The sequence below is a fragment of the Pseudomonas luteola NBRC 103146 genome (assembly GCF_002091675.1).
Classification (GTDB): domain Bacteria; phylum Pseudomonadota; class Gammaproteobacteria; order Pseudomonadales; family Pseudomonadaceae; genus Chryseomonas; species Chryseomonas luteola.
Genome location: NZ_BDAE01000013.1, coordinates 108,151 through 134,240, shown reverse-complemented (window position 1 = coordinate 134,240; position 26,090 = coordinate 108,151). Strand labels below are relative to the sequence as shown.

Genomic DNA, 26,090 nt, shown 5'->3' with positions numbered 1-26,090 from the left:
AGTGTCAGTGTAACACTGCGCCTATAAGGTCGTGAGACCTCAGAGGAACGAAACAGTACCCACTTCACCCCGTTTATCTGCTTCCAGACGTTCCATGCACTGGGGGCATAACTGCGAGTGTCTCAGCCAATGCCGAGCCAATGGCTGAAACTTGGGCTCGGCCGGGAGAAGGCTGCCGCACAATGTGCGATCGGCATGTCCGCCTAGCTCAAGCTGGCGTGCAACGATGTGCAGCCGTGTTGTCCGGCAGGCGAACAGATCGAGCTGTGAATCAGGCACGATAAGTTGAAAGCCAAACAAGGACCAGGCGTGACGCGACATTTGAGGCTCCAGAAGGGGGGCGCAACCTTAACGGAAAGGCGTTGACCTGAAAAGCAGGTGAACCGGATTTAACCGCCCCAAACTGTAAAATCTTACAAAATGTCAGTGCTTTGCATTCTGCGTCCGTTCAAGCAAGGGCTGTAAGGCTTGCCAGGCATTTTCCAGTAGTCTTGGCTGTCCGGCTGCATTGGGATGAATTCCGTCTGGCTGCATGTACTGCTCTATTCCTCCAACCCCCTCCAGAAAGAAGGGCACCAGTGCGACCTTTTTTTCTTCAGCCAGACTGGAATAAACCGCAGCGAAACGCTCGGTATACTGAATGCCATAGTTGGGCGGCAACCGCATTCCTAGAAGCAGTACCTTGGCACCTGCCTGCTTGGACTGGTCAATCATTGATGCAAGATTTTGTTGCAATTGCGCAGGGGGCTGGCCTCGCAAACCATCATTGCCGCCCAGCTCAATCAGCACAACATCAGGCTTGTGCTCATTAAGTAACGGCGATAGCCGGGAAAGCCCGCCGGCACTGGTGTCACCGCTGATCGAGGCATTGATGACTTTGTAGCTGCCCTTCTGTTCGTCCAGCCGTTTTTCAAGCAGCGAAGCCCATCCTTGGCCCGTTTCTATCCCCAAACCGGCACTGATACTATCTCCAACGATCAAAAGCGTCTGTGCTGCGGCGTGTTGCGCAATTAGAAACAGCGCGAGACAGCCGCCCGATAACCATTTACGCATGCGGAATCCTCATGAGCGCCAGCATTCTAGTTGCCCAGAACCTTAGCAAGGTTGTACCCAGCGCGGAAGGTGAACTCACCATCCTTCATGGCCTCGACCTTGAATTGGCAAAGGGCGACAGCCTAGCCATCGTAGGCAGCTCAGGCTCCGGCAAATCCACTCTGCTAGGCCTGTTGGCCGGGTTAGATCAGCCGAGTGAGGGGGATGTTGTTCTGGCGGGACATGCTCTGGCCGCATTGTCAGAGGATGAGCGTGCGCGAATACGTGCCGAGCATGTCGGATTCGTTTTTCAGTCGTTTCAACTGCTCGACAGCCTGACCGCTTTAGAAAATGTCATGCTCCCCATGGAGCTTGAAGGTTACAAAAATGCGCGTGATCGCGCCGAGTCTCTTCTGGAACGAGTCAATCTGGGGCATCGCCTGAGTCATTATCCGCGCCAGCTTTCTGGAGGCGAGCAGCAACGAGTCGCCATCGCACGGGCGTTCGCTGCTAACCCCAAGGTGTTGTTTGCCGACGAGCCTACCGGGAACCTGGATACCACTACTGGCGCCCGTATCAGCGACCTGTTATTCGAACTGAACACAGAGCTTGGAACCACCCTGGTGCTGGTGACCCATGATGAGCGACTCGCGCAGCGATGCAATCGTCTGATACGTCTGGAAAGCGGCCGCCTAGTCACATTGGAGGCCTGAATGACTCGCCTCCCCTTCTTCCGATTATTGCGTCAAGCCAGCCGGCAGCTTATGCGAGAAGTTCGAGCCGGAGAGCTGCGAGTGCTCTTCTTTGCACTGGTGATTGCGGTTGCCTCAAGCTGTGCGATCGGTTATTTCACGGCTCGCCTGAACGAAGCCATGGTGTTGAGGGCCACGGAGTTTCTAGGCGGTGACCTAGCACTGCGAGGTACCTCGGCAGCTCGTCAGGAGCAGATCGATGCCGGCCTTGCCCAAGGGCTGAAACATGCTCAAACCATAGAGTTTTCCAGCGTCATTGCCGGTGAACAGGCCATTCAACTGTCCAGCGTCAAAGCCGTCAGCGGCTCCTATCCGCTCAGGGGACAGCTCAAGAGCACGCTCACTCCACAAGGTCAGGAAACAGTTGGAGGCCTTCCAGATCCTGGGGAGGCCTGGGTCGAGGCTCGTCTGTTACCGGCACTTGAACTGAAGATAGGTGACACGATCGATGTTGGTCGTAAAACACTACGTATCTCTCGCATCCTGACCTACGAACCCGATCGCGCTGGGGACTTTTACAGTTTGACGCCACGTGTCCTGATGAACAGTGCAGACCTGCCGGCCACTGAAGTCATCCAGCCGGGCAGCCGGGTTCGCTACCGAGACCTCTGGAGTGGAGCGACCGATCAGCTGGAGCGTTACCGGGCAACGCTCGAACGTAGTCTCGATGTCAATCAGCGAATCGAGGACCCACGCGACGGTAATCGTCAGCTCGGCAGCGCCCTGGACCGAGCGCAACGCTACCTGGGATTAGCGAGCCTCGCCGCCGTGTTGTTGGCTGGCGTGGCCGTGGCCATGTCGGCCAATCGCTTCGCAGTCAGGCGCTTCGACGCAAGCGCTCTGCTCCGCTGCCTTGGGCTTTCGCGCCGGGAAGCCTTGATTCTGTATAGCGTGCAACTGGCCATGCTCGGACTGGCGGCCAGCGTACTGGGTGCTGTACTGGGCTGGCTTGCCCAATTTCTGCTCTTCCACCTGATGGCAGGGTTGCTGCCCGCAACAATCCCCAGTGCAGGACTATTTCCAGCACTTGCGGGTATGGGGACGGGCCTGATCGCGCTTGCTGGTTTCGCGTTGCCGCCCCTGGCTGCACTTGGCCGAGTCCCGCCCCTACGCGTTCTGCGCAGCGACCTTCTTCCTGTTCCTCCTAGAAGCTGGATCGTCTATGGTACTGCCCTGCTGGCCTTAGGGCTGATCATGTGGCGGTTATCGCTGGACCTTAGGCTAACCCTGGCACTGCTAGGTGGCGGACTGGCTGCCACAGTAGTGCTTGGCGGACTAATGCTGCTGGGCTTGAAAGGATTACGCCGCATGCTAGCCTCGGCACCGCTTGCCTGGCGTTTGGGGCTGGGCCAATTGCTTCGTCATCCAGTCGCTGCTGCCGGACAGGCCCTGGCATTTGGGCTGATTTTGTTGGCGATGGCGCTTATCGCCTTGTTGCGCGGAGAAATACTGGACCGCTGGCAGGACCAGCTGCCAGCGGACTCCCCCAATTATTTTGCACTCAATATCCTGCCTGCCGAGAAGGACGCCTTTGCGGCACAGATCAGCCAGCTGTCGCCCAATCCGAAACCGTTATATCCCATCGTGCAGGGTCGTTTGGTGTTGATCAATGGCGAGCCTGCCAGCGAGGTCGTAGAAAGTGAGTCACGCGGAGACCGCGCCACGCGTCGCGACCTTAGTCTTACCTGGGCTGACACGCTGCCCTCAGGCAATGTCATCACTGCCGGACGGTGGTGGGACGTTACACCACCAACACGTGATCTGCCGGGCGTATCCGTAGAGGCAGAACTGGCCAAGAGCCTCAAAGTAGGGATAGGCGATCATCTCAGCTTCAATATTGCCGGCAAGATCATAGAGGCGCAGGTGAGTAGTCTGCGAACCGTGGACTGGAATAACTTTCAGCCCAATTTCTTCATGATCTTTCAGACGGGAACGTTTACCAATGTTCCCGTCACCTATCTCACCAGCTTTTACATTCCGCCTGGCCATGACCGGGCCATGGTTGAGTTGGCACGTCAGTTTCCAGCCGCAACGTTATTGCCTATCGATGCGATCCTTGCGCAACTACGCAGCATCCTGGGCCAAGTAACCATTGCGGTAGAATTCGTCTTGCTCTTTGTATTGGCCGCTGGAATGACGGTCTTGTTTGCCGGTCTTCAATCCACACTGGATGAGCGCATACGCCAGGGTGCACTTTTGCGGGCACTGGGATCAGAGCGACGACTCCTGATACGCACCCGCCGGGTTGAATTTGCCTTGCTTGGCGCAACCAGTGGACTTTTGGCAGCATTAGGGTGTGAGATCATTACAGCTTTGCTGTATCGCCTTGTGTTCGATATGCCATGGCAACCGCACCCATGGCTTTTGCTGCTTCCCCTGATAGGCGCAGCAATGATTGCTGCAGCCGGTCTTTTGGGAACGAGACGGGCATTGACGGTCAGTCCGCTACGCATTCTGCGGGAAGGTTAATCAGGTTTTTATATGGAATGGATGTATGAGTCGATACCGACCGCCTCGTAGTGCAGGCACCCCTTTGATTACGCCCGAAGGCGAAGCGCGCCTGCGCGCCGAGCTGCATGAGCTCTGGAATGTCCGTCGTCCACAAGTTACGCAGTCCGTGAGCGAAGCGGCGGCCCAGGGTGATCGTTCAGAGAATGCCGAGTACACCTATGGCAAGAAAATGCTGCGTGAAATCGATAGCCGTGTACGTTTTTTGCGTAAGCGATTGGAGAATCTCAAGGTTATCAGCGAGCGGCCGGCAGATCCCTACAAGGTGTATTTTGGCGCCTGGGTAACCCTGGAAGATGACGAGGGTGAGCAGGCTCGCTATCGAATCGTAGGACCGGATGAGTTCGACATAAAACTCAACCAGATCAGCATCGACGCCCCGCTGGCTCGTGCCATGGTCGGTAAACCGCTGGATGCGGAAATTACCGTGCAGACACCAACCGGCGAGAAGCGCTGGTACATCGTAGAAATTGATTACCCCTGACGCCGGGTAATCACGCCTTGCCGGGCGATCCGTGTCAATTCATGCACGACCGCAGCCACCTGCTCCCTGGAAGGCGCTTCGATGACGGCGAAGTCAAACATGTCCTTGGCAAATTGGCTCAACTCCTGGGGTTGCTGGGCAAAGCGAATCTGGAAGGAGCGAGAAGCAGGCCAACGCCTTGGCCAGCCTTCCAGATACCGGAGCAGTGTGGGCTGATGCAGTCCGCCAAGCAAAATGGAAGGATGCGAGCTGAGCGATCCGTGAGTAATGGAGGTCAGGCGCAATTGGCAGTGGGAAATGGTCATGGTGATGGTATCCGCCTCATAAGTCCCGCTGGTCAGCGGTGAGGCAATCACCGGCCAGCGCTTTAGCGGTATTTTTTGAGTCTTGATAGACTCGCGCCCCGCAAGTTGCTGTTTAAATCGGCGCATTCGAATCCTAGGCAAGCGGTACTCATGCTGTCAAGCACGGCGGTTTGCCAACCGGATTAACGACTGGTAATACGGATGCTGCGCTTGCCCTCTTCCAGCCGGTCACGCTCGCGGGCATACGCCAGATAGTATTTATTGACGCTGCTGACGTAATTGACGACGCCCATCCCATATTTTTCAGAGGCAATTCGCTCGACCTGAAAGAACCACTTGTTAGGGTTAAGCCCCTGTCGCTTCGCTTCGGTCCGCAGCCGCTGAACCCGCTCTGGTCCCAGGTTGTAAGCTGCGAGAACAAAAGCCCGACGCTCACGCTCATCCAGCGTGCGGCTTGAAAAGAATTGGCGGCGCAGCTTTGCCATGTAGCGAGCAGCAGCCTGCACATTGCCGTCAACCGTGCGAATATTCTTGACCCCAACGCTTCGGGCCGCCGATGGTGTGATCTGCATCAGCCCTGTTGCGCCACCGCTACCCTTGGCAGCGCCATCCAGACCTGATTCCTTGTAAGCCATAGCCGCCAGGGTTAGCCAATCTAGATTGTAAGTGTTCGCGTATCGCTTCAGGACCGGACGAACTTCGGTAAGCCGTTGGTGATCGTCTGCACCTAACGGATTCCGGACCTTGGAACTGCCTTTGTAGGCCTTTTGAAACGCCACATCGCTGCCGGTCGGCATACGATGTTCAGCCAGAAAGCCATTCACCGCTTTACGCAGTTCAGGGGTATCGCGCCGGACAAACCAAGTCATGTCCTGCTGCTTGGCCACTACTAGCCGCCGCTCTACATGAAGCTTGGGCAAGACCTTGGCCCAGCGGTCTGCAATGGGCTGTTCAACGACCGTAAGGGAGAAGATTCCAGCGGAAACCATTTCCAGCACATCCTCAACACCCAGGCTGGAGTCAACCCGCTCAAGCTCGATGGGCTTGAGCTTACGCTTAGCCAGTTGCGCATTCAGCTCGCGCAACGCGGGCTCGGCTGCGCTACCGGCTGGCAGAGTGAGCTGGCGACCAGACAGCTGATCCAGACGAGTATAGCGACGCTGTCCTGATCGGCTGACGACTACAAGTGGCGTATTGGTCATCAGTGGATGGCTGCGTATGATCTTGGTCCCGATAGGCCCCGAAAATAGCTCACCCGGAGCAGCAATATCACCCTCACCCCGCTCTAGCGCAGCCAGTAATTCCTCTTTAGGCTTTGGGATGAAAACAACCTTGAGCGGCTGAGCCTTTTTGCCCTTGGCGTTGAGATACTGCTCGAAGGCATCAAGACGACGGTACTCTATGCCGATGGGCTTGCCGTCCAGTTCGCCGGAGCTGTTACGGTTCTGATTGACCAGGACACGCAGCACGCCTGCCGTTCGAATCGCAGACAGGTCACGTACGGTCTTCTCCTGCTTCCAGTGCTCTGTACTTCCGACCCGTGCCTGGGCAGGAAAAGGTGACAACAACAGCAGACAACACACAACAATAAGATGACGCGCCATCCGGTTCTCCATGGTTGGCCAAGCGCAAGACAAGGCGCAACGACGCCCTCCCTTTCCAGGAGGCAATGGAAGCCGAACTACCCATGAACACCGACATAATCCTGTTCATGATCGACTTTTTTATTAAATGGACAGACTGATACTCAGCTGGCCACCGTTTATTAGGTATTTCTCATGCAACTGATCGACATCGGCGTCAATCTGACTCATCCCAGCCTGGCGCGAGAAGCCGAAGCCGTTATTGAGCGAGCGCGTACAGCGGGTGTCGTTCAAATGGTACTGACCGGCACAAGCCTTGCTGAAAGCGAGGCTGCGCTAGAACTTTGCCGCACGCTGGATGACTCGAACACGCTGTTTACAACAGCCGGCATTCATCCACACGAAGCAGCAAGCTGGACCGCCACGACAGGTAACAGCCTCAAGGCGCTGGCAAAAGAGCAGAAAGTACGTGCTCTTGGAGAATGCGGGCTGGACTTCAACCGCGACATTGCTCCCCGCTCCGTGCAAGAGAAAGCGCTTGAAGAACAACTGGCCATAGCCGTTGAACTACAACTTCCGGTCTTCCTGCATGAACGAGACGCCAGCGAACGTCTGCTGGCCATTATACGCGATTTTCGCGACAAGCTTCCCGCGGCTGTCGTGCACTGCTTTACCGGCGAAAAACAGGCCCTCTATCAATACTTGGATCTGGACCTGCACATCGGTATTACCGGCTGGATTTGTGACGAGCGTCGCGGTACACACCTTCATCCGCTGATGAATGACATTCCCATGGGCCGCCTGATGCTGGAAAGCGACGCGCCTTATCTGCTACCGCGCACGCTACGCCCCAAACCCAAGAGTGGGCATAACGAACCAGCATTCCTGACTGAAGTACTGCATGAAGTGGCTCGCCATCGTCACGAGTCGCCTCAGGCCCTCGCCGCACATACCACAGTCACAGCCCGGCAGTTTTTCAACCTGCCGGTGATTGAAGCGAGTTTTGAAGATCCGACCTAAAGCTGCTCTTTATTGTGCCGTTAACCTGAGTGGAAAGAAGCGGTCGCCTCTGTAGACCGCTTCGACATTTTGTTCCGGCTCTATGCTGGAAAAACTCCCGTTACGGACACAACATTCCATGAGTGGTTGGATTCGAGACATTTCCCTGAAGTACAAATTCTGGGCCGTCAACGCCGTTGCTTTCTTTACGACGTTGTTACTGGTCTTGTTTGCCATGCATCTTGAGCAGAATGCCCGCCTTGATGCCGGCCAGAACGCTGCCAGACTGGAAGCCAGCCATCTATCGACGTTAGCGGCTGCTCAATTCCCGGTTACAGACACAGCGGTGAAACTCAACGATACCGCTGCGCTAGCGCGTCTTGGAGTCGATGCAGTCTCGCTGAGTGGAAAGCGGGACTGGGTGGAACTGGAGCGCAGCGAAGCGCTGGCAGGAGCCTGGGTTGCCCAGACCTCCGATGGTCAGCCGTTTGCCATAACCGTAGAGCGGGTGAGCTTTGGCGAGGTCTTCATGCATCGCGCTTTCGAATACGGTGTGGCCGTTTTCGTGCTGATGCTGGCACTACTGTGCGCCTCTCAGCTTCTGATCCGTTTCATTCTGACCAACCTGCATACACTCAAGGATGTCATGTTGCACGTAGAGCGCAGCGGTGACCTGTCGGCACGAGTACCGCTCAACAGCCGTGACGAAGTCGGCCAGATGGCCAACGCGTTCAATGCAATGCAGGGGGGCTATCAACGTATTGTCATGACGGTGACCGAGACTGCCACTCGACTGGATGAGGGCGCAGCACGTCTGGCCAGCACGATGCGGGAAGTACAGCGCGGCATGTTGAATCAGCAGAGCGAAACGGACCAGACGGCAACAGCCATCAATGAGATGTCTGCAACGGTCCATCACATCGCCCAGCACACCGCCGACACTCGGGATCAATCCAAGGAAGCCGATCGTTTAGCCGGTGCCGGACAGGCCGTAGTCGAGCGCGTCAGCCAGTCGATCTCCGGACTTTCCCAGGGCGTTCAGCAGACGGCTGAAATGATCCAGCATCTGGCTGACAACAGCCAGAAAATCAGCAGCGTCGTCAGTGTCATTCATGGTATTGCCGAACAGACCAACCTGCTGGCACTCAATGCCGCCATTGAAGCAGCTCGCGCGGGCGAAATGGGCCGCGGGTTTGCCGTCGTGGCTGACGAGGTCCGTAATCTGGCACAGCGTGTACAGGATTCAACCAACGAAATCACTCAGATGATTGCAACGCTTCAGGCAGGAACGCGCGATGCGGTTGAATTCATGAATGAAAGTTCGATCAAAGCAGATGGATGTGTTGAAGAAGCTGCCGAAGCCGGACAGGCCTTGGCGGCGATTGCTGGAGCCGTGGCGCAGATGCGCGACAGCAACACGCAGATTGCGGTTGCCGCCGAGCAGCAGTCTCACGTAGCAGAGGAAATGAGCCGCTCAGTGGTCGGTATACGAGACGTTACCGAGCATACTGTACGGCAGACATCCGATGCATCGGCAACCAGTCAGGAGCTGGCCGCATTGGCGGGCGACCTGAACAGGGCCATCCAACAGCTCAAGCTTTAAGCACAAGCAATCTATGGCTTTGATAGTGAGGAACGATTCGCGACCACATTATCAAAGCCCTTACAGTAAGTGTATCAATTAACAGGAGTGCAATCATGCGCCATATGATGAATCGGGCCTCCTCACGCGATACGACACTGATGTTGTCGGTCCCGCTTGTCAGTCTGTCTGCGCTGACTGTTACCAGCGGCCTGCTGTGCCATAGTCTTACGAGTGTTGCAGTGGGCGTCGTAGGTATCGTAGCGGCAATGGCGATCCAGTTTCACGAGCCGAGCAAGAAGTCCCACTCGCTTTTCGTCAGCTGATCGAGCGCTCTCTCTAGGCCTGATCAGTGCTTTTTGATGTTCTTAGAGCGTTTTTCAAAGCCTTTAGCTGCGCTTTAAGAAGATGTTCATCCACAGTTTCGCGGCTGTAGCGCTGGCGTTCGAAGGTCAGGCAGAACGCTTCAATTTCGTCTTGCTGGTGAGGGAGTCGTTGAATAGTACGCTGCATGAAATGACGGACGGTTTCAGCTTTCTCACGAGTCAATCCGTAGCGCCTTACCACTCGCTCGAACTGATTGAATAGCCGTGTTTGTGGGTCAGTTTCCTGTTTCCAGGGTTTGAGCAGCCATACCGCCAATAGCCCCATCAACAATCCCCCACCGCCAACAAGCGTCGCAACAAACGTGGCACTATCGACCTTGCCAAACCAATTCCGCAGCAGGTCGCCTTGCGTCTCAGCCTGATAATTTAGAACCCAGCGTTGCCAGCCATAGTTGAGCCTGTCCCATGCCATCCGGGCTTCGTTAAGCCAGGCGAGTTGTCGATAGCGCATCGGTGAGAAGGGTGACGACTCTAGAAAAGCACCTTCACCTCGTGCACTTGACAACGCATCCTCAAGGCCACGCTCTACCCGCTCGGGCGCGACTTGGGCCGTAGGGTCGGCGCTTACCCAGCCTTTTCCGGAAACCCAGTACTCTACCCAGGCGTGTGCATCAAATTGATGGACCGTCAAGTAATTGCCTGCCTGGTTGTACTCTCCTCCCTGATAACCCGCCACCATACGTGCAGGGATACCGGCGACACGCAGGAGAAATGTCATCGCACCAGCATAATGGGCGCAAAAGCCACGACGATGCTCAAAGAGAAAGGCATCGATAGCATTCGTCCCCCCGACTGGCGGTTTGAGGGTGTAAATAAAAGGCTCCTCACGAAAATAGCGCAGTATCGCCTCTGCCAATGCCTGAGGCTCGGGATAGCGCTGCTGCAGATCTTTAATCCAGGCACGCGCTTGCAGGTCGTTGTTGGTAGGTAGTTGCAGTGCGCGCCGTGAGTTGGCCGGATTTATAGCTTCCTCGCGTATCACTTGCGGCCATGATGTCGCTTCGTACATCAAAGGTGTATCAACGGGTCTTCGGCGTTGCAGGTGGAAATCTCCGACCAGCCTGACGTCACTCTGATTGGTTTGCGGCACGTCTAGCGCAAACAGCCAAGGCTTCTGGCTCGGCTCCATAACCACCGTGTAGTGAATAGCAACGCCAGCCGGTTGCCATTGTGGGACGGTGCTGTAGGCAGTTTCCTGGCTGACCGACCAGCGCTGGCCATCGAAGCGCTCGAAAGTTACTGCTCTCCAGTAAAGCGTATTGCGTAGCGGAGGCGTCCCTTCGAAGCTGACTCGAAATGCCCGCTCGGCAGATTGGGAAAGTTCGGCAATCTCGCCGGGAGCGATATTGTCCGAAAGCCCCGTTACGGCCTTGTCACCCGATTGTGGCATTGACCACAACGGTCCCACGCGTGGAAAGAAGAGAAACAACACGAGCATGAGTGGCAGTGCCTGAAGCACCAGACTTCCGGCCAGCCTGTAGGTAGGCCATGGCCGATGCGCCATGCCGCTCTGTTGGAGGCCAATGAGCGCCGCTAGCAGCGTAGAGATGGGCAACAGGCTATACAAGGCGGCAAGAAAGCTGTCGTCAAACAGGTAAGCAATGACAACCGCAAAAAAGCCCAGAAAGATCACTACCAAGGCATCCCGCCTTGTGTTCATTTCGACCAGCTTGAGCACAAACATTGAGATGAGCAGCGCGGTTCCGCCGTCCAGCCCGATCACCGTACCTTGGGCGAACCAGACACTAGCGGCAGCTACAATCAGCAAGCCGGCCTTTTCAATCCGGGTAGGCGCCCGAGCCCTCATCCTAAACTGCTGAACACGCCAGAACGCGCACCCCAGCCACAGCCCGACGATCCAGAACGGCAGATGGAACAAGTGGGGCGCAATGACTAATGCTTGGGCAACCAGCAACCAAGTCAGTGCGATACGGGGGATAGGTTGAGCGGCTGTCATGAGGGCTGCCCGAACAGAGCCAGTGCCTTGAGCGATGCCGACTGATGTGCCTCACCGGTATCAGGACCCAGCACGGTTCCTGGTAAGCGCAGCCCAAACCGTTGCTGCTTGGTGGAGCAAACCAGAACCCAGTGGCACAGTTGGGATAGTCGTGCTTCGACATCTCCGTCCAATACAGAAAAGTCGAGCCATAAATCACTGCCTGTCAGCATGGCGAAATCCCGGACCAATAGGCCCTGTCCACGCGAGTACGCTTTCCAGTCCAGCCGGCGACGTGAGTCCCCTGGTTGGTAAGGTCTGAGTCCCAGAAAATCATCAGCACCCTGCCCTTGAGTGCGGGCACCTTCGTCAGCGTCTGCGTCAAGACCCGCCGGCAACAGCAAATCACCCGGTATCGGTTTTGGGTAGATCAAGGCTTTCTGCTCCAGATCAAGCCAGCTCCATGCCACCATCAGCCCCAGCGGAAATCGGCTTTCTACCCGCAGCCTGCCGGGCCTCAACCATCCCCGCCTCACGGGTGTCAGGAAGAGGTCCAACTCACTGGCGCTACCTGCTTCGACATCGGTGTATTGAAGCGTGTCCTTACCCCACCCGATTGCAATGGCCTGATGAGCGCGCCCTTCATCGTCCAGACGCACCCGAAACCGCACGGGCTCGTCGACGAACGCCGGCGCTGACCCAGCTGCCGTCAACCGCAGCCCCGCCAGATTTCGATAGGTATGCAGGATGGTGACGATCCCAACCGAAAACAGCAGAAACGTCAGGCCGTACGCCAAGCTGTTCTGGTAGTTGATGGCTGCAAGCAGCATCAAAATCAACGCAACGCCAAACGCTGTGCCCTGGCGGGTGGGAAGGATAAAAATGCGCTTCTGGTGCAATACCATGGATGGCGCAGCGGGTATGCGTCGATCGAGCCAGGCGCCCCACTGACGACGGAAAGAACCTGCCTTCATAAGCGTCAGAGTGCCGGGACTTCACGGAGTAGCCACTGGACCAGCGCCCCTCCCCCATGACCGGCAGGATCAGCCTGATCCCGCAGACGATGCCCGGCTACGGCAGGCAGTACAACCTGAACATCTTCAGGGATCACATAGTCACGACCGTCCAACAGCGCCCAGGCGCGGGCGGCACCCAGTAGCGCCAGACTGCCTCTTGGTGAGAGACCAAGGGCAAAGTTAGGTTGCGTACGGGTTGCTTCGACCAGACGCAGCACATAGTCCACCACCGCATCGCTGGCATGGATATTGGGCACTTCGTTCTGGATAGCGGCCAGCTGCCGATGATCCAGCAGGGGTTCCAGTCTGGGAAGCTGATCTCTACCCGACCCACCCAACAGCAATGCTCGCTCGGCTGCGCGGCCTGGATAGCCCAGCGAAAGCCGCATCAAAAAGCGATCCAGCTGGGACTCGGGCAGTGCAAACGTTCCCCCCTGGGAAACAGGGTTCTGGGTCGCGATGACAAAGAACGGCTCCGGTAGCGGACGAGTCGCACCCTCAATAGTGACCTGCCCCTCCTCCATTGCCTCCAGTAGCGCACTCTGGCTTTTTGGCGTTGCCCGGTTGATTTCGTCGGCCAACAACAATTCGGTAAAAACCGGGCCCTGGTGAAAGACGAACTGCCCAGTGTCCTTGTCAAAGACAGAGGTACCCAGAATGTCGCCAGGCAACAGATCGGAGGTGAACTGAATACGTTGAAACGAAAGGCCAAGCACCTTGGCCAGGGCATGGCTCAGCGTGGTCTTGCCCATACCGGGCAAGTCTTCAATCAGTAAGTGACCTTTGGCGAGCAGGCAGGTCATGGCCAGGCGGACTTGCTTGTCCTTGCCGAGCAGGACCCTGTCGACTGCTTGGAGACAGGTTTCCAGTTGCGCGTGCATTACGTTCTCCTTTTGAACAGCCCGATGCTACTTGAACCGTACAAGCGAAGAACAGGGCTTGAAATCTTTTGTGACGCTCGCAGGCAACGCTCATGCTAGAGCGAGCCATGCGAGCATCTCCTGATTTCAGCGTAGATCAGCCAGGATAGCCGTCAATGCCGCCGCGGGTTCACTGGCGCGGCTGATGGGGCGGCCGATCACCAGATAATCGGATCCGGCGTCCAGCGCCTCACGAGGCGTAAGAATACGACGCTGATCATCCAACGCACTGCCTGCCGGGCGAATACCCGGAGTGACCAGCTGCAGGCTGGGGTGAGCAGCCTTGAGCGAAGAGGCTTCCTGAGCCGAACATACCAGCCCGTCCATGCCAGCGCGCTCAGCCAATCCGGCCAGACGCAGGACCTGCTCCTTGGGGTCGATGTCCAGACCGATACCTGCCAGGTCTTCGCGCTCCATGCTGGTCAGCACCGTCACGCCAATAAGCAGTGGCTTGGGACCGGAAAGGGTGTCGAGCGTCTCCCGGCAGGCTGTCATCATACGCAAACCGCCCGAGCAATGGACGTTCACCATCCAGACGCCCTGCTCGGCAGCAGCCTTGACGGCCATGGCTGTGGTATTGGGAATGTCATGAAATTTGAGATCCAGAAAGACCTCGAAGCCCTTGGCATGCAGCGCTTCGATGACAGGTCTGCCGTGGGAAGTAAACAGCTCTTTGCCCACTTTGACGCGGCACTGCGCCGGATCGAGCTGATCCGCCAACGCCAGGGCACCCTCGGCAGTAGGAAAATCCAGGGCGACAATAATCGGTGTCTGGCAAGCAGGCATGGCACTCTCACATATGAATCCAGGGAAGCCCTATTGTCGCAGAAAGCCATTTCCCGGCAAAAGGATTGCTTGTCTGCTACACCCATGCACCAAAACAAAGAGTCACTTTTTGGCTGGCGCCCTACGTTTGGGCAGCTATGGTGTTAGAAAGCCGCCAAAAAGCCAATAACAGGCTGGCATGCTCGCTGCAATGGTTACCCGTGAACCCACTCGGTGAGAAGATAAAATGACTACACAATTAAAACCCGCCTTGGGCACCTTGCATCTCTGGGGTATCGCTGTAGGCCTGGTCATTTCGGGGGAGTATTTCGGCTGGAGTTACGGCTGGGGCGTAGCCGGAACGCTCGGCTTTCTGGTAACGGCGCTTATTATCGCCGCCATGTATACCGCATTTATTTTCAGCTTTACCGAACTCACCACAGCCATTCCCCATGCAGGAGGCCCTTTTGCGTACAGCAGCCGTGCCTTTGGCGAGAAAGGCGGTCTGATTGCCGGCCTTGCCACGCTAATCGAATTTGTCTTTGCACCGCCTGCCATCGCCATGGCCATCGGTGCCTACCTGAATGTTCAGTACCCTGCGCTTAATCCCAAACTTGCAGCCGTAGGCGCCTACATCACGTTCATGACACTCAATATTCTGGGCGTAAAGCTGGCAGCCACCTTTGAGCTGGTCGTGACCGTACTGGCCGTTCTGGAGCTGCTGGTCTTCATGGGCGTAGTAGCACCCGGTTTCAGCTTCAGCAATTTTGCTCTTAATGGCTGGGCAGGCTCGGATACCTTCGGTATGCCCGCCATTACTGGCATTTTTGCTGCCATCCCTTTCGCAATCTGGTTCTTTCTTGCCATCGAAGGCGCTGCAATGGCGGCCGAAGAAGCCAAGGATCCCAAGCGCACCATTCCCAAAGCCTACACGACGGGCATTCTGACACTGCTGGTACTGGCCATTGGCGTCATGCTTTTCGCAGGTGGCGTTGGAGACTGGCGTACGCTTTCCGACATCAATGATCCCTTACCGCAGGCCATGAAGATGGTGGTAGGCGAAAATTCCGGTTGGCTACACATGCTCGTATGGATCGGCCTGTTTGGTCTGGTAGCCAGCTTCCACGGAATCATTCTGGGATACTCCCGCCAGTTCTTTGCCTTGGCGCGAGCAGGCTACCTGCCCGTCGGGCTCGCCAAACTGTCACGCTTCCAGACGCCCCATCGCGCCATCATTGCAGGTGGGGTCGTGGGCGTTGCGGCTATCTACAGCGACGGGCTCATCAATCTCCAAGGCATGTCGTTAACTGCCGCCATGATTACCATGTCGGTATTTGGTGCCATCGTCATGTACATCATGAGTATGCTGAGCCTGTTCAGGCTGCGCCGCACCGAACCTAACCTGCCGCGCAGTTACCGTGCGCCTGGCTACCCTTTCGTACCCGCGTTGGCATTGGCAATTGCACTGGTCTGCCTGGTCGCCATGGCATGGTTCAACCCAGTCATAGGCCTCGTCTTTCTAACCTTCATGGGCGTCGGCTTCGTCTACTTTCTTTTTACCGCACGCCAGCGTGCCCAGGCGCCCACGGATAGCCTGCTGAAGGTCAACGCCATATGAGCCTGATAGCACGTGTCCTCGGGATGGCCCTCTGAGACAGTCACAGAACCGGAGTGTGTATGATCTACCAGACCATCATCGGCCATCAGGCCTATCGCTTCGAAGACCTCAAGACACTTCTGGCCAAGGCCAGTCCGGCGCGCTCGGGTGACGAACTGGCCGGGCTTGCGGCCGGCTCGGCAGAGGAGCGTATGGCTGCAAAGATCGCGTTGGCGGATGTCCCGCTCAAACGCTTTCTTGAGGAGGCCTTGATTCCCTACGAGCAGGACGACGTAACACGCCTGATCATCGACAGTCACGACGCGTTTGCATTTGCCCCTATCAGTCATCTCACCGTAGGCGATTTCCGTGACTGGCTCCTGCTCGACAGTACGGACAGCAAAACCCTGACAGCGGTCTCGCCAGGCATCACGCCTGAAATGGCCGCCGCTGTCAGCAAACTGATGCGCAATCAGGATCTGATCCTGGTAGCCAAAAAATGCCAGGTCATAACCCGCTTCCGCAATACGATAGGCTTACCTGGCCATCTTTCGGTGCGCCTGCAGCCCAATCACCCTACTGACGATTTGCAAGGCATTGCGGCCAGCATGCTGGATGGCTTGCTCTACGGTGCAGGCGATGCCGTTGTCGGTATCAATCCGGCCAGTGACTCGCTTTCAACGTTGACACCGCTGTGGGAGATGATGGATGAGCTGCGTCAGCACTTTGATATTCCCATGCAGACGTGTGTACTGACCCACGTCACCACCCAAATCAAGGCGATCGAAAAAGGCGCCCCGGTTGACCTGGTCTTTCAATCCATTGCCGGCACACAAAAGACCAACGATAGCTTTGGTGTAACGCTGAGCATGTTACAGGAAGCCCATGATGCAGCCCGTTCACTCAAGCGGGGCACGCTGGGCGATAACGTCATGTATTTCGAGACAGGTCAAGGCAGTGCCCTCTCTGCCAGCGCACACCATGGTGTTGACCAGCAGACCTGCGAAGCACGTGCTTACGCGGTCGCGCGGACGTTCAAACCGCTGCTGACCAATACGGTGGTTGGCTTTATCGGTCCCGAGTACCTCTACGATGGAAAGCAGATCATACGGGCCGGCCTTGAAGACCATTTCTGCGCCAAGCTGCTGGGCGTCCCGATGGGCTGCGACGTGTGCTACACCAACCATGCCGAAGCGGATCAGGATGACATGGACACACTCATGACGCTTTTGGGCGTCGCCGGGTTGACCTACATCATGGGCATTCCAGGCGCTGACGACATTATGCTCAACTACCAGAGCACCTCCTTTCATGACGGACTTTATCTGCGCAGCGTACTGGATTTAAGGCGTGCCCCCGAATTTGAAGCCTGGCTGACCCGCATGTTCATTACAGAGTCCTCCGGACAGCTACGAGACATCAACCGCGAGCACCAGCTGCTACGTGCCCTGCCCCACCTGCCGGGAGTCGCATGATGACAACCGCCAAACCTACGCTGGTCCAGACAAACCCCTGGGACGAACTGCGCACCCATACGTCGGCACGTATAGCATTGGGCCGTGTTGGCTCAAGCCTCCCCACGGCGGAAGTACTTCGATTCGGCCTGGCTCATGCGCAGGCAAGAGATGCCGTACACCATCCGCTGGATGTCCACATGCTGAGCGAGCAACTCCAGTCAAAAGGTTTTCGCACGATTCATGTACACAGCCAGGCTGCGGATCGGCAGCAGTATCTATTACGCCCGGATCATGGACGAATGCTGGATATCGCCAGCCGTGAGCAGTTAATGGCTGAAGCGCCTGCCCCAGAAATCACTATCGTCATTGCCGACGGGCTGTCGTCCTTTGCGGCCGGTAGCCATGCAGTTCCCATACTTGAGCTACTAAAGGAGCGTTTCGATACCGACTGGTCCCAAATACCCGTGGTCATTGCCGAGCAAGCCCGCGTGGCCTTGGGTGACGAGATTGGAGAGCGGCTCAATGCCCAGCTGGTAATCGTGATGATCGGAGAGCGACCTGGTCTTACATCACCTGACAGCCTCGGATTATACGTTACCTACCAGCCCCGCCGCGGACGTATGGATAGCGAGCGTAACTGTATTTCCAATGTACGGCCCGAGGGGCTCCCGTACCGCTTGGCGGTTCATAAACTCGACTATCTGATCAAGCAGGCCCTAAAGCTAAAACTGACCGGGGTCAACTTGAAAGACGATAGTGTTTTACCCTTGCTTAAAAGCACTCCTACTGCCTAGGCGGGTCTAAGCAGCATAGACTGTGTCATTTGCACGGAGGACTGCACCATGCCCTGGTATGCCTGGCTTTTCTTGATTATTGCGGTGGGCTCGATTGTAGGTAGCCTGTTGATGCTTCGCAGCTCGGCCAACAAGGTAGAGCTCACCGATGAGCAGCGTCAGCGGATCCGTCAGCGAAATGCGGAGATGGACGCAAAGGATGCCCGGAATCGCTAGATATCCTAAGTTGTGACTTAGCGCCTGAACTCAAACTGCAACTCAGCACCTTCGAAATCATCTGAGCGTTCGCGATTTAGTATTCGACCGCTCAGGTTGAATCGATCATTCTCTTCATGCTTGTCGAACAGCGGAGGAAGCATGCCCGTCGGCTCCTTTTGCTCTGCTGTAACAGGCACTGCGCTCTCGATAAGTTCTTTGGGAATACTCAGGTCAACCTTGAGTGGCTCCTCCGGTTCGGGAAGCTTCTGTTTTACAGTCTTGGGCACCGGTTTGGGCTTTGGTTTTTCAATAACCAGCTCAGGCTTTTTGTCCGGCTGAGGAGCCGGCACAGGCTCCTCATCAAAGCTTTCAGGGACACGGGAGGTTAGGATGGGTTCATGCCGGGCCGAAGTGTCCGGTACTGGCTTGGCATGGGAGGCTGCTGGCGATACTGGTTTTGGCGCGGTCTGCTCTACAGAGGCCGCCTGCGGTTCGGCTGGTTTTTTGGGCGGTTCCTTTTCCGGCTTATCACACCCACTGAGTATCAATACCAGCGCCAGCCAGCACGGCTTATGACCACTCACCATCCAACGTAGAGTCCTCATAAGAAAGCCTCAGGCAGAGCGTCGTGAACTCCTTCCTGTGAAGATGGCCCACAGCAATAGCGCATAGCACACTGCGGTTACCAGGTTGCCAACGGCGTTGAGTAGCGCATACGCCCACCCTGGCGCCAGCGGGATCTGCCAGAGCGGCAGTAAAACCGGCAATGCCAGCGTAAGCACGCTATAGGTTGCAAGCCAGACAAGCAGGATGACCATACTCAACAGGCATAACAGGCTCGCCTTGCGGTGCGTTCGCCATTTCAGGCAAGCCACCAGCAGCCCTGTCAGCCAAACAAGCACCAGCGGTACATTGCCTAGCACTCCAATCATCGGCAGCCAGCTTGCGGCCTCGGTCGAGCCCATCGACACCTTTACCTCTTCACACCTAATGTAAACAGACTCACTAAAGGGCGAGCGAGTTCACACCGTTAAGCAGCTACCTGAGCCTCTTGGCAGAGCTGATTGGCCAGTATTCCGATCGTCATCAAAGCGCGCTCGGTTTGTCGATTCCACGCCATCCCGCAATTGAGCCGAATACAATTATTGAATTGATCCGTATTGCTGAAAATGATGCCTGGCGCAATGCTGATGCCCTCCTGCAACGCCCGGAGGTGGAGATCCTTCGTATTGACCCTGGCTGGAAGGCTCACCCAGAGAATGAAGCCGCCGATAGGTCGGCTCATTTGGGTTCCCTCTGGGAAGTACTGTTGAACGGCCAGCTGCCAAGCCGTCATATTCTTGCGGTACTCCTGCCTGATGGAGCGTAGATGACGGTCATACCCGCCATTTTCAAGATAAGCCGCTACACCCATTTGCGTCAGACTACAGGCAGAGTGGGTGGTAAAGGTCTGTAAGCGCTGAATGTCCGACTGGTATTGATTGGCAATGACCCAACCGATACGCACACCAGGTGAGATCGTCTTGGAAAAACTTGAACAATAGACAACCCTGCCGTTCCGATCATGGGCTTTCAACGCCTTCGTCGCACCGACCTCATAGAACAACTCACCGTAGATATCGTCCTCAATGATCATGAAGTCTCGCTCATTGGCAAGCCTTAGCAGCTGCTTTTGACGCGCCTCAGGCATTGTACTGCCCAGGGGATTGCTCAGCCGGGAGGTCATGACCAGCGCCTTTACAGGCCACTGCCGCGCGGCCAGCTGCAATGCCTCTACGCTTAGGCCGGTCTGTGGGTCACAGGGAATCTCGACCACCTTGAGACCTAGCACATCAGCCAATTGCAGCAAGCCGTAATAGGTAGGCGATTCGGTAGCGATCAAATCACCCGGTTTGGTCAGCACACGCAGGGACATCTGCAAGGCGTCCACACAGCCATGGGTAATAACAACCTCAGAAGGCGCTACCGAGACCCCGGCATCCCGCATACGGATCGCAACCTGGCGGCGCAAGGGCTCGTAACCCGGGCTGTACATATAGCTGAACGCACGCTGACTGTGAAAGCGCGTCACCTTGCTGATCTGCTGATGCAGGGCCCGGATAGGTAGAAAATCCACATTAGGAATGGCAGCCCCGAAAGGAACCACGTCATCTCGTCGGGACTCCAGAAGCACTTGATTGATAATGTCACCGCGAGTGACCAGGGTTGGTCGCTCTACCCTGCCGATTTCAGGTGTAGGCGCTGTCAAGGCAGGCGTCTGGTGTACGTAAAACCCTGACTGGGGACGAGCCCGAATAAGCCCTTGGTCTTCCAGTGTGGCATAAGCTTGCAAAACACTTGCATGACTGACGCCCAACTGCTGACTCATCTTGCGAACAGAGGGAACGCGTTCGCCCGGCTGATAGACACCCCGGCGAATATCTTCAGCCAACTGATGAGCGATACGTTGATAGAGCAACAGATTCGTCATGGCACGCATTCCCTTGGTCACTGAACCGAAACAGTAGCATCGTCTTACCAGATTGCACCGGTACAGCTTGGTAAATTTAGGACAATACAGCCAGTGCGAACGGACAGTCAGTCGACAATGAAACAAGGGATGCCGCTTTTAAGCATGAACGCGATAGGCAGGCCGTTCAAACCTGCCGTTTACGCTCAACGTGCCGGTATGAAATTACCGTTTTCGTCAGAAAATACTACTTCGACCCGGCGATTCTTGGCGCGGCCTTCGGCCGTCCCGTTGGACGTCACCGGATAATCCTCGCCATATCCAATGACCTGAAGGCGGCCTGCCTCTACACCTAATGCACTCAAGGCCTTGGCGACGGCATGGGCACGCTGTTTGGAAAGGGAAAGATTGCGATCCTCATCACCGGAGTTATCCGTATAGCCTTCGATTCGGATCTCCCGCTTGGGGTTGATTTGAAGAAACTGGGCAAGCTTGAGAACCGTTTCATTAGCCGTTGGATTGAGTTGTGATCGCCACGGAGCAAACAACACATCGCCCAGCGTCATGACGAGACCGCGCTCTGTCTGAGTCGTACCCAGGTTAAACAGCTGATCGGTAAGCCATACGTTACGCTCTCGTGCAGAACGGAGTTCTTTTTCCCGCAACTGCAATTGCAGGCGTTCGATCTGCAGTTGTAATTGCGTCGCCTTGTCCTGGCTCAAGCGAAGGTTTGCATGCTCTCGGGCGATATCGCTGTAGCGTTGGCTCAGGTAGGCAAAGTGGCGTACATCTTTGCTGCTTCCCCAATAGCCAGCTAGCTGCTCCGCCTTGTCCAGGGTTTCCTCGGCTCTTTTTACATCCTTGGGTGCGCTACGCAGCACGTCGGAATCAGTCTTGACCGTGGCATACCTGGATTTGGCGTCCTGTAACGCCTGCCGAGTAGTGGTGCTGCTGCTCGCACACCCTGTGATCATTGAAAAAGCCAGCGCAAGTCCAGCCACCGACAGTACCGAACGCATCATGGCGTACTCTCCAAACGCTTTTGTAATCGGGCGATCTGCTTGTTGAGTTCATCCACATGTGTCTGGCTCTTGCTATTGAGTACCTTGGCCTCGGCCAGGCGAGCGTCGAGTTCAGCCTGTTCCGCCAGTACACGGGCTTTTTTGTAATCTTCAACCCGCATGGCTTTTCGGGCCCGTTCAAGCTTGTCGTTGGCGAGGCTGTATTCAGGAATGGAGTCATCCGCCCCAATGTCATGGGCTTGGTCGAATGCCTGAGTGGTTAGTTTCATTTGCTCGGATGGTGCGGGATCGTTGGCGCACCCGGCAAGCAAAAGGGCCAAAACAGAAGCTGCCCAACAATAAGATTTTTTCACTATCTGGTTTCCTGCAGAGTCAGGCGACAGCTCTATGACGCTGCCTAAAACCAGAATTTTGTCATGTTGAAAGGCATTTGTCCGTCAACAAAAATCTACCCAATAAAAAACCCGCTCGATCGAGCGGGTTTTTAGGAGGTTATTGCTTATATCGACTTTTCAAGCTCAGGGATTAACTCGAACAGGTCACCTACCAATCCATAATCAGCCACCTGGAAGATTGGCGCCTCTTCATCCTTGTTGATGGCCACAATGACTTTCGAGTCTTTCATACCGGCCAGGTGCTGAATCGCACCGGAGATGCCTACCGCAATGTACAACTGCGGCGCAACGATCTTGCCTGTTTGACCAACCTGCATGTCGTTGGGTACGAAGCCTGCGTCCACCGCTGCGCGAGAAGCGCCTACGGCAGCACCCAGCTTGTCTGCCAGGGAGTACAGAATCTTGAAATTATCACCGTTCTGCAAACCACGACCGCCCGATACCACTACTTTCGCAGCGCCCAAGTCCGGGCGACCTGTCGTGGCCAATTCTTCGTTCACGAAGCGGGAAATACCTGCATCCTGTACGGAAGAAACCGCTTCGATAGCGGCAGAACTACCTTCGGCAGCAACCGGATCAAAACCAGTAGCGCGCACAGTAATAACTTTTACCGGAGCGGATGACTGCACGGTTGCGATCGCATTACCGGCATAGATGGGCCGCTTGAAGGTATCCGGACTTTCTACCGAAATGATCTCGGAAATCTGATCCACGTCTAGTAGCGCAGCAATACGTGGCATGAAATTCTTGCCGTTCGAACCGGCTGGCGATAGTACGTGGGTGTACCCATTGCCTTTAACCAGCTCAACAACCAACGGCGCCACGTTTTCTGGCAACTGGTAGGCGTAAGTAGCATTATCGGCAACCAGCACCTTGGAAACGCCCTCGGCTTTGGCAGCAGCTTCAGCCGCACCACCGCAGCTCTGACCGGCGATCAGAACATGAATATCACCACCGATGGCTTTGGCTGCAGCCACGGTATTGAGCGTTGCGCCATTGAGCGCAGCATTACTGTGTTCGGCAATGACCAGAATAGCCATCAGATCACCTTCGCTTCGTTCTTGAGTTTTTCGACCAGTTCAGCAACCGACTTCACCTTGATACCTGCCTGACGGCCAGCCGGTGCTTCCACCTTCAGCGTCTTGACAGTCGAAGCCGTGCTAACACCCAGAGCGTCCGGCGTTAAAACATCCAGCGGCTTTTTCTTGGCCTTCATGATGTTTGGCAGCGAGGCATAACGCGGCTCGTTCAAGCGCAGGTCAGTGGTCACGATAGCAGGCAGGTTCAGAGCAACGGTCTGCAGCCCTCCATCGATTTCGCGGGTCACGTTCAATACGTCACCGTCACGCTCGACCTTGGAAGCGAAGGTTCCCTGGGCAAAGCCGGTGAGTGCACCCAGCATCTGACCCGTCTGGTTGTTATCACTGTCAATAGCCTGCTTGCCCATGATAACCAGCTGGGGTTGTTCTTTGTCGACAACCGCCTTGAGCAGCTTCGCAATCGCCAGCGAGCTCAACTCTTCATTGTTCTCGACCAGAACAGCACGGTCCGCTCCCAGAGCCAACGCAGTACGCAATTGCTCCTGTGCAGCAGTCGGACCTACAGACACGGCCACGATTTCGGTAGCGATACCTTTTTCCTTCAGGCGCACCGCTTCTTCAACGGCGATCTCACAGAAGGGGTTCATGGACATCTTGACGTTGGCCAGGTCAACACCGGAGTTATCGGGTTTGACGCGGACCTTGACGTTGTAGTCCACCACTCTTTTTACAGCTACAAGAACCTTCATGAGTTCCTCATTATTCTGTAGTGAATAAATACGGTAGCCAGGCAGGCCTAGCCGATCGAATCGACCAAATAACGGCTCTCGGCTTACAAATAACCATTAACCGCCGTATGTTGACTGCATCAGTCGAGAGGGTCAACGCTCCAAGGCAAGTCGGCGTGCTGCCAGAAGGAAATGCGATAGGCTAAAGGCATCACAGTTAAAGGGTACTTGCCTTTAGCAAAGGCCGTCCGAACGCTTTTTTAACCAAGCCATAATGCAAACAGGCAGTTACCCGACATAACCCTAGCCGCTTCTGGAGGCAGCACAAGCAGAATGTACCAGTCCGAGAGAAAATTCAAACAAACGTTTGTATTGGACCTCTGGAAAGACCCCTATATAATGTTTTTCTTTATTACAGCCGCCAAAATATAACTAGCATCAATGCCTTGAGGAGACTGTCCGTGGAACGCGAATTTATGGAGTTCGACGTTGTTATTGTCGGCGCCGGCCCGGCAGGCCTTTCCGCTGCCTGCCGATTGAAGCAAAAGGCGGCTGAGACCGGTCAGGAAATCAGCGTCTGCGTTGTAGAGAAAGGCTCCGAGGTCGGTGCTCATATTCTCTCTGGCGCCGTGTTCGAGCCGCGCGCACTCGATGAACTGTTCCCCAACTGGAGGGAACTGGGTGCCCCGCTGAATACGCCAGTCAAGCGCGACGATATCTACCTGCTCAAGGACGCCGAACGTGCCAGAAAGCTGCCCGACTTTCTTGTCCCCAAGACCATGCACAATCAAGGCAACTACATCATTTCCCTTGGGAACCTGTGCCGCTGGCTAGCCCAGCAGGCTGAAGGACTGGGTGTAGAAATCTATCCAGGCTTCGCTGCACAGGAAGCCCTGATTGATGAGAACGGCATCGTGCGAGGTATCGTAACCGGCGACCTGGGCGTAGACCGCGAAGGAAACCCCAAGGAAGGCTACTATACGCCCGGCATGGAACTACGTGCCAAATACACCCTATTCGCCGAAGGTAGCCGTGGGCATATTGGCAAGCAATTAAGTCAGCGTTTCAACCTGGGCGCCCATGCCGATGTGCAGCACTACGCGATAGGCATCAAGGAAATCTGGGATGTCGACCCTGCCAAGCATGAGCAGGGCCTTGTTGTGCATACAGCAGGCTGGCCGCTAGACGATGATAACCCGGGTGGCTCATTCCTCTATCACCTGGAAAACAACCAGGTCGTAGTGGGCCTGATCGTGGATCTGTCCTACAGCAACCCTTACCTCTCGCCCTTTGATGAATTTCAGCGCTACAAGCATCACCCGGTAATCAAGCAATATTTGGAGGGCGGCAAGCGTGTATCTTATGGCGCTCGCGCCATCACTAAGGGCGGCCTGAACTCACTTCCCAAACTGACGATCCCAGGCGGTGCATTGATCGGTTGTGACGGCGGTACGCTCAACTTCTCGAAGATCAAGGGCAGCCACACGGCGATGAAAACCGGTATGCTGGCCGCTGAAGCCATTGCCGAAGCCCTGGTAGCCGGGCGTGAAGCCGATGAGCTGACCCGTTATCTGGATACGTTTAAGAACAGTTGGGTGTACGAGGAGCTCTACAAGAGCCGCAACTTCGGCGCTGCCATCCATAAATATGGAGCAATAAAGGGCAACGCCTTTAATTTTATCGAGCAGAACCTGTTTGGCGGCAAGTTACCCGTTACGCTGCATGACACAACGCCTGATTATGCCTGCCTGAAAAAGGCGTCTGAATCCAAACGGATCGATTATCCCAAGCCTGATGGCAAAATCAGCTTCGACAAACTGTCTTCGGTGTTTCTCTCCAATACCAACCATGAAGAGGACCAACCTGTTCACCTGAAGCTCAAGGACCCTTCCATTCCGATCGACCGCAATCTTCCGCTCTACGACGAGCCTGCGCAGCGTTATTGCCCAGCTGGTGTATACGAAGTTGTGACGCAGGAAGACGGCGAGAAACGCTTCCAGATCAATGCCCAAAACTGTGTGCATTGTAAGACATGTGATATCAAGGATCCTTCCCAAAACATCACCTGGGTACCGCCAGAAGGCACTGGCGGCCCCAACTACCCTAACATGTAACAAAAAGGGCTCCCCAGGGAGCCCTTTC

Annotated in this window: 26 protein-coding genes; 11 read left to right on the top strand and 15 right to left on the bottom strand. The window is 55.8% G+C overall.

Going from position 1 to position 26,090, the window contains the following annotated elements; all coding sequences use genetic code 11:
- Positions 1-39: 39 nt before the first annotated feature.
- Both PLU01S_RS15175 and PLU01S_RS15170 read right to left on the bottom strand, forming a co-directional pair.
- Positions 40-321, bottom strand: a complete 282-nt coding sequence (locus PLU01S_RS15175) for a hypothetical protein (RefSeq protein WP_010797770.1) — start codon at positions 319-321, stop codon at positions 40-42.
- 102 nt (positions 322-423) lie between these two features.
- The gene (locus PLU01S_RS15170; RefSeq protein ID WP_010797769.1) at positions 424-1,053 is read right to left on the bottom strand and encodes an arylesterase; all 630 of its coding nucleotides are present in this window, start codon (positions 1,051-1,053) and stop codon (positions 424-426) included.
- Between the two features lie 11 nt (positions 1,054-1,064).
- On the opposite strand from PLU01S_RS15170, the gene PLU01S_RS15165 reads away from it, so the two are divergent.
- The 3 genes from PLU01S_RS15165 to greB are packed head-to-tail and all read left to right on the top strand — an operon-like array spanning position 1,065 to position 4,776.
- The gene (locus tag PLU01S_RS15165) at positions 1,065-1,745 is read left to right on the top strand and encodes an ABC transporter ATP-binding protein (protein ID WP_010797768.1); all 681 of its coding nucleotides are present in this window, start codon (positions 1,065-1,067) and stop codon (positions 1,743-1,745) included.
- Positions 1,746-4,253 (top strand): ABC transporter permease, encoded by a 2,508-nt coding sequence (locus PLU01S_RS15160; protein ID WP_074827416.1) that lies wholly within the window; start codon positions 1,746-1,748, stop codon positions 4,251-4,253.
- Positions 4,254-4,278: 25 nt separating this feature from the next.
- Complete coding sequence (greB, locus tag PLU01S_RS15155; RefSeq protein ID WP_074827418.1) at positions 4,279-4,776, top strand: transcription elongation factor GreB; 498 nt, start codon at positions 4,279-4,281, stop codon at positions 4,774-4,776.
- Here greB and PLU01S_RS15150 read toward each other — a convergent pair.
- Positions 4,767-5,081: a hypothetical protein gene (locus PLU01S_RS15150; protein ID WP_074827561.1), complete on the bottom strand. Its 315-nt coding sequence runs from the start codon at positions 5,079-5,081 to the stop codon at positions 4,767-4,769. The genes greB and PLU01S_RS15150 overlap by 10 nt on opposite strands.
- Positions 5,082-5,263: 182 nt before the next feature.
- Positions 5,264-6,685, bottom strand: coding sequence for an MltF family protein (locus PLU01S_RS15145; protein WP_074827420.1), 1,422 nt, complete (start codon positions 6,683-6,685; stop codon positions 5,264-5,266).
- 174 nt (positions 6,686-6,859) lie between these two features.
- Here PLU01S_RS15145 and PLU01S_RS15140 point away from each other — a divergent pair, with 174 nt between their 5' ends.
- The 3 genes from PLU01S_RS15140 (at position 6,860) to PLU01S_RS15130 (ending at position 9,571) form a co-directional block, all read left to right on the top strand.
- Positions 6,860-7,684, top strand: a complete 825-nt coding sequence (locus tag PLU01S_RS15140; protein ID WP_010797763.1) for a TatD family hydrolase — start codon at positions 6,860-6,862, stop codon at positions 7,682-7,684.
- Between the two features lie 118 nt (positions 7,685-7,802).
- Entirely contained in the window at positions 7,803-9,266 is a 1,464-nt protein-coding gene (locus PLU01S_RS15135) for a methyl-accepting chemotaxis protein (protein ID WP_074827422.1), read from the top strand.
- A gap of 95 nt (positions 9,267-9,361) precedes the next feature.
- Positions 9,362-9,571: a hypothetical protein gene (locus PLU01S_RS15130; protein ID WP_074827424.1), complete on the top strand. Its 210-nt coding sequence runs from the start codon at positions 9,362-9,364 to the stop codon at positions 9,569-9,571.
- 13 nt (positions 9,572-9,584) lie between these two features.
- Here PLU01S_RS15130 and PLU01S_RS15125 read toward each other — a convergent pair whose 3' ends face one another.
- The 4 genes from PLU01S_RS15125 to pyrF form a co-directional block, all read right to left on the bottom strand.
- Positions 9,585-11,588 carry a transglutaminase TgpA family protein gene (locus PLU01S_RS15125; RefSeq protein WP_074827425.1) on the bottom strand — a complete coding sequence of 668 codons (2,004 nt, stop codon included), beginning with the start codon at positions 11,586-11,588 and terminating at the stop codon, positions 9,585-9,587.
- Positions 11,585-12,541 carry a DUF58 domain-containing protein gene (locus tag PLU01S_RS15120; protein WP_074827428.1) on the bottom strand — a complete coding sequence of 319 codons (957 nt, stop codon included), beginning with the start codon at positions 12,539-12,541 and terminating at the stop codon, positions 11,585-11,587. The genes PLU01S_RS15125 and PLU01S_RS15120 overlap by 4 nt, the downstream gene beginning before the upstream one ends.
- 5 nt (positions 12,542-12,546) lie before the next feature.
- Positions 12,547-13,464, bottom strand: coding sequence for an AAA family ATPase (locus PLU01S_RS15115; RefSeq protein WP_010797758.1), 918 nt, complete (start codon positions 13,462-13,464; stop codon positions 12,547-12,549).
- Positions 13,465-13,590: 126 nt separating this feature from the next.
- Positions 13,591-14,289, bottom strand: a complete 699-nt coding sequence (gene pyrF / locus PLU01S_RS15110) for an orotidine-5'-phosphate decarboxylase (protein ID WP_074827430.1) — start codon at positions 14,287-14,289, stop codon at positions 13,591-13,593.
- 226 nt (positions 14,290-14,515) lie between these two features.
- Between pyrF and eat the strand changes: the two genes are divergently transcribed.
- The 4 genes from eat to PLU01S_RS15090 are packed head-to-tail and all read left to right on the top strand — an operon-like array spanning position 14,516 to position 18,332.
- On the top strand, positions 14,516-15,886 hold the full coding sequence (gene eat, locus PLU01S_RS15105) for an ethanolamine permease (RefSeq protein WP_074827432.1): 1,371 nt from the start codon (positions 14,516-14,518) through the stop codon (positions 15,884-15,886).
- A 59-nt stretch (positions 15,887-15,945) separates the two neighbouring features.
- Positions 15,946-17,340 (top strand): ethanolamine ammonia-lyase subunit EutB, encoded by a 1,395-nt coding sequence (locus tag PLU01S_RS15100; RefSeq protein WP_074827434.1) that lies wholly within the window; start codon positions 15,946-15,948, stop codon positions 17,338-17,340.
- Positions 17,340-18,116: an ethanolamine ammonia-lyase subunit EutC gene (gene eutC, locus PLU01S_RS15095; protein ID WP_074827435.1), complete on the top strand. Its 777-nt coding sequence runs from the start codon at positions 17,340-17,342 to the stop codon at positions 18,114-18,116. The genes PLU01S_RS15100 and eutC overlap by 1 nt, the downstream gene beginning before the upstream one ends.
- Before the next feature lie 48 nt (positions 18,117-18,164).
- On the top strand, positions 18,165-18,332 hold the full coding sequence (locus tag PLU01S_RS15090) for a DUF2897 family protein (protein WP_010797753.1): 168 nt from the start codon (positions 18,165-18,167) through the stop codon (positions 18,330-18,332).
- A 17-nt stretch (positions 18,333-18,349) separates the two neighbouring features.
- Here PLU01S_RS15090 and PLU01S_RS15085 read toward each other — a convergent pair whose 3' ends face one another.
- The 7 genes from PLU01S_RS15085 to PLU01S_RS15055 form a co-directional block, all read right to left on the bottom strand.
- Positions 18,350-18,919 carry a hypothetical protein gene (locus tag PLU01S_RS15085; RefSeq protein WP_139208841.1) on the bottom strand — a complete coding sequence of 190 codons (570 nt, stop codon included), beginning with the start codon at positions 18,917-18,919 and terminating at the stop codon, positions 18,350-18,352.
- Between the two features lie 9 nt (positions 18,920-18,928).
- Positions 18,929-19,285 (bottom strand): hypothetical protein, encoded by a 357-nt coding sequence (locus tag PLU01S_RS15080; protein WP_139208843.1) that lies wholly within the window; start codon positions 19,283-19,285, stop codon positions 18,929-18,931.
- Positions 19,286-19,344: 59 nt separating this feature from the next.
- Complete coding sequence (locus PLU01S_RS15075; RefSeq protein WP_010797750.1) at positions 19,345-20,784, bottom strand: aminotransferase-like domain-containing protein; 1,440 nt, start codon at positions 20,782-20,784, stop codon at positions 19,345-19,347.
- A gap of 185 nt (positions 20,785-20,969) precedes the next feature.
- Entirely contained in the window at positions 20,970-21,785 is an 816-nt protein-coding gene (locus PLU01S_RS15070; protein WP_074827440.1) for an OmpA family protein, read from the bottom strand.
- Positions 21,782-22,138: a DUF4398 domain-containing protein gene (locus tag PLU01S_RS15065; RefSeq protein WP_074827442.1), complete on the bottom strand. Its 357-nt coding sequence runs from the start codon at positions 22,136-22,138 to the stop codon at positions 21,782-21,784. Before PLU01S_RS15065 ends, PLU01S_RS15070 begins: the two co-directional genes overlap by 4 nt.
- Positions 22,139-22,284: 146 nt before the next feature.
- Positions 22,285-23,220, bottom strand: coding sequence for an electron transfer flavoprotein subunit alpha/FixB family protein (locus PLU01S_RS15060; protein WP_074827443.1), 936 nt, complete (start codon positions 23,218-23,220; stop codon positions 22,285-22,287).
- On the bottom strand, positions 23,220-23,969 hold the full coding sequence (locus PLU01S_RS15055; RefSeq protein WP_074827444.1) for an electron transfer flavoprotein subunit beta/FixA family protein: 750 nt from the start codon (positions 23,967-23,969) through the stop codon (positions 23,220-23,222). Before PLU01S_RS15055 ends, PLU01S_RS15060 begins: the two co-directional genes overlap by 1 nt.
- A gap of 440 nt (positions 23,970-24,409) precedes the next feature.
- Between PLU01S_RS15055 and PLU01S_RS15050 the strand changes: the two genes are divergently transcribed.
- Positions 24,410-26,062 carry an electron transfer flavoprotein-ubiquinone oxidoreductase gene (locus PLU01S_RS15050; RefSeq protein WP_074827445.1) on the top strand — a complete coding sequence of 551 codons (1,653 nt, stop codon included), beginning with the start codon at positions 24,410-24,412 and terminating at the stop codon, positions 26,060-26,062.
- The last annotated feature ends 28 nt before the right edge of the window (positions 26,063-26,090 follow it).

Coding starts and splice junctions, on each gene's coding strand:
- PLU01S_RS15175 (WP_010797770.1), bottom strand. CDS start 321: ATGTCGCGTCACGCCTGGTCCTTGTTTGGCTTTCAACTTATCGTGCCT.
- PLU01S_RS15170 (WP_010797769.1), bottom strand. CDS start 1,053: ATGCGTAAATGGTTATCGGGCGGCTGTCTCGCGCTGTTTCTAATTGCG.
- PLU01S_RS15165 (WP_010797768.1), top strand. CDS start 1,065: ATGAGCGCCAGCATTCTAGTTGCCCAGAACCTTAGCAAGGTTGTACCC.
- PLU01S_RS15160 (WP_074827416.1), top strand. CDS start 1,746: ATGACTCGCCTCCCCTTCTTCCGATTATTGCGTCAAGCCAGCCGGCAG.
- greB (WP_074827418.1), top strand. CDS start 4,279: ATGAGTCGATACCGACCGCCTCGTAGTGCAGGCACCCCTTTGATTACG.
- PLU01S_RS15150 (WP_074827561.1), bottom strand. CDS start 5,081: ATGACCATTTCCCACTGCCAATTGCGCCTGACCTCCATTACTCACGGA.
- PLU01S_RS15145 (WP_074827420.1), bottom strand. CDS start 6,685: ATGGCGCGTCATCTTATTGTTGTGTGTTGTCTGCTGTTGTTGTCACCT.
- PLU01S_RS15140 (WP_010797763.1), top strand. CDS start 6,860: ATGCAACTGATCGACATCGGCGTCAATCTGACTCATCCCAGCCTGGCG.
- PLU01S_RS15135 (WP_074827422.1), top strand. CDS start 7,803: ATGAGTGGTTGGATTCGAGACATTTCCCTGAAGTACAAATTCTGGGCC.
- PLU01S_RS15130 (WP_074827424.1), top strand. CDS start 9,362: ATGCGCCATATGATGAATCGGGCCTCCTCACGCGATACGACACTGATG.
- PLU01S_RS15125 (WP_074827425.1), bottom strand. CDS start 11,588: ATGACAGCCGCTCAACCTATCCCCCGTATCGCACTGACTTGGTTGCTG.
- PLU01S_RS15120 (WP_074827428.1), bottom strand. CDS start 12,541: ATGAAGGCAGGTTCTTTCCGTCGTCAGTGGGGCGCCTGGCTCGATCGA.
- PLU01S_RS15115 (WP_010797758.1), bottom strand. CDS start 13,464: ATGCACGCGCAACTGGAAACCTGTCTCCAAGCAGTCGACAGGGTCCTG.
- pyrF (WP_074827430.1), bottom strand. CDS start 14,289: ATGCCTGCTTGCCAGACACCGATTATTGTCGCCCTGGATTTTCCTACT.
- eat (WP_074827432.1), top strand. CDS start 14,516: ATGACTACACAATTAAAACCCGCCTTGGGCACCTTGCATCTCTGGGGT.
- PLU01S_RS15100 (WP_074827434.1), top strand. CDS start 15,946: ATGATCTACCAGACCATCATCGGCCATCAGGCCTATCGCTTCGAAGAC.
- eutC (WP_074827435.1), top strand. CDS start 17,340: ATGACAACCGCCAAACCTACGCTGGTCCAGACAAACCCCTGGGACGAA.
- PLU01S_RS15090 (WP_010797753.1), top strand. CDS start 18,165: ATGCCCTGGTATGCCTGGCTTTTCTTGATTATTGCGGTGGGCTCGATT.
- PLU01S_RS15085 (WP_139208841.1), bottom strand. CDS start 18,919: ATGAGGACTCTACGTTGGATGGTGAGTGGTCATAAGCCGTGCTGGCTG.
- PLU01S_RS15075 (WP_010797750.1), bottom strand. CDS start 20,784: ATGACGAATCTGTTGCTCTATCAACGTATCGCTCATCAGTTGGCTGAA.
- PLU01S_RS15070 (WP_074827440.1), bottom strand. CDS start 21,785: ATGATGCGTTCGGTACTGTCGGTGGCTGGACTTGCGCTGGCTTTTTCA.
- PLU01S_RS15060 (WP_074827443.1), bottom strand. CDS start 23,220: ATGGCTATTCTGGTCATTGCCGAACACAGTAATGCTGCGCTCAATGGC.
- PLU01S_RS15055 (WP_074827444.1), bottom strand. CDS start 23,969: ATGAAGGTTCTTGTAGCTGTAAAAAGAGTGGTGGACTACAACGTCAAG.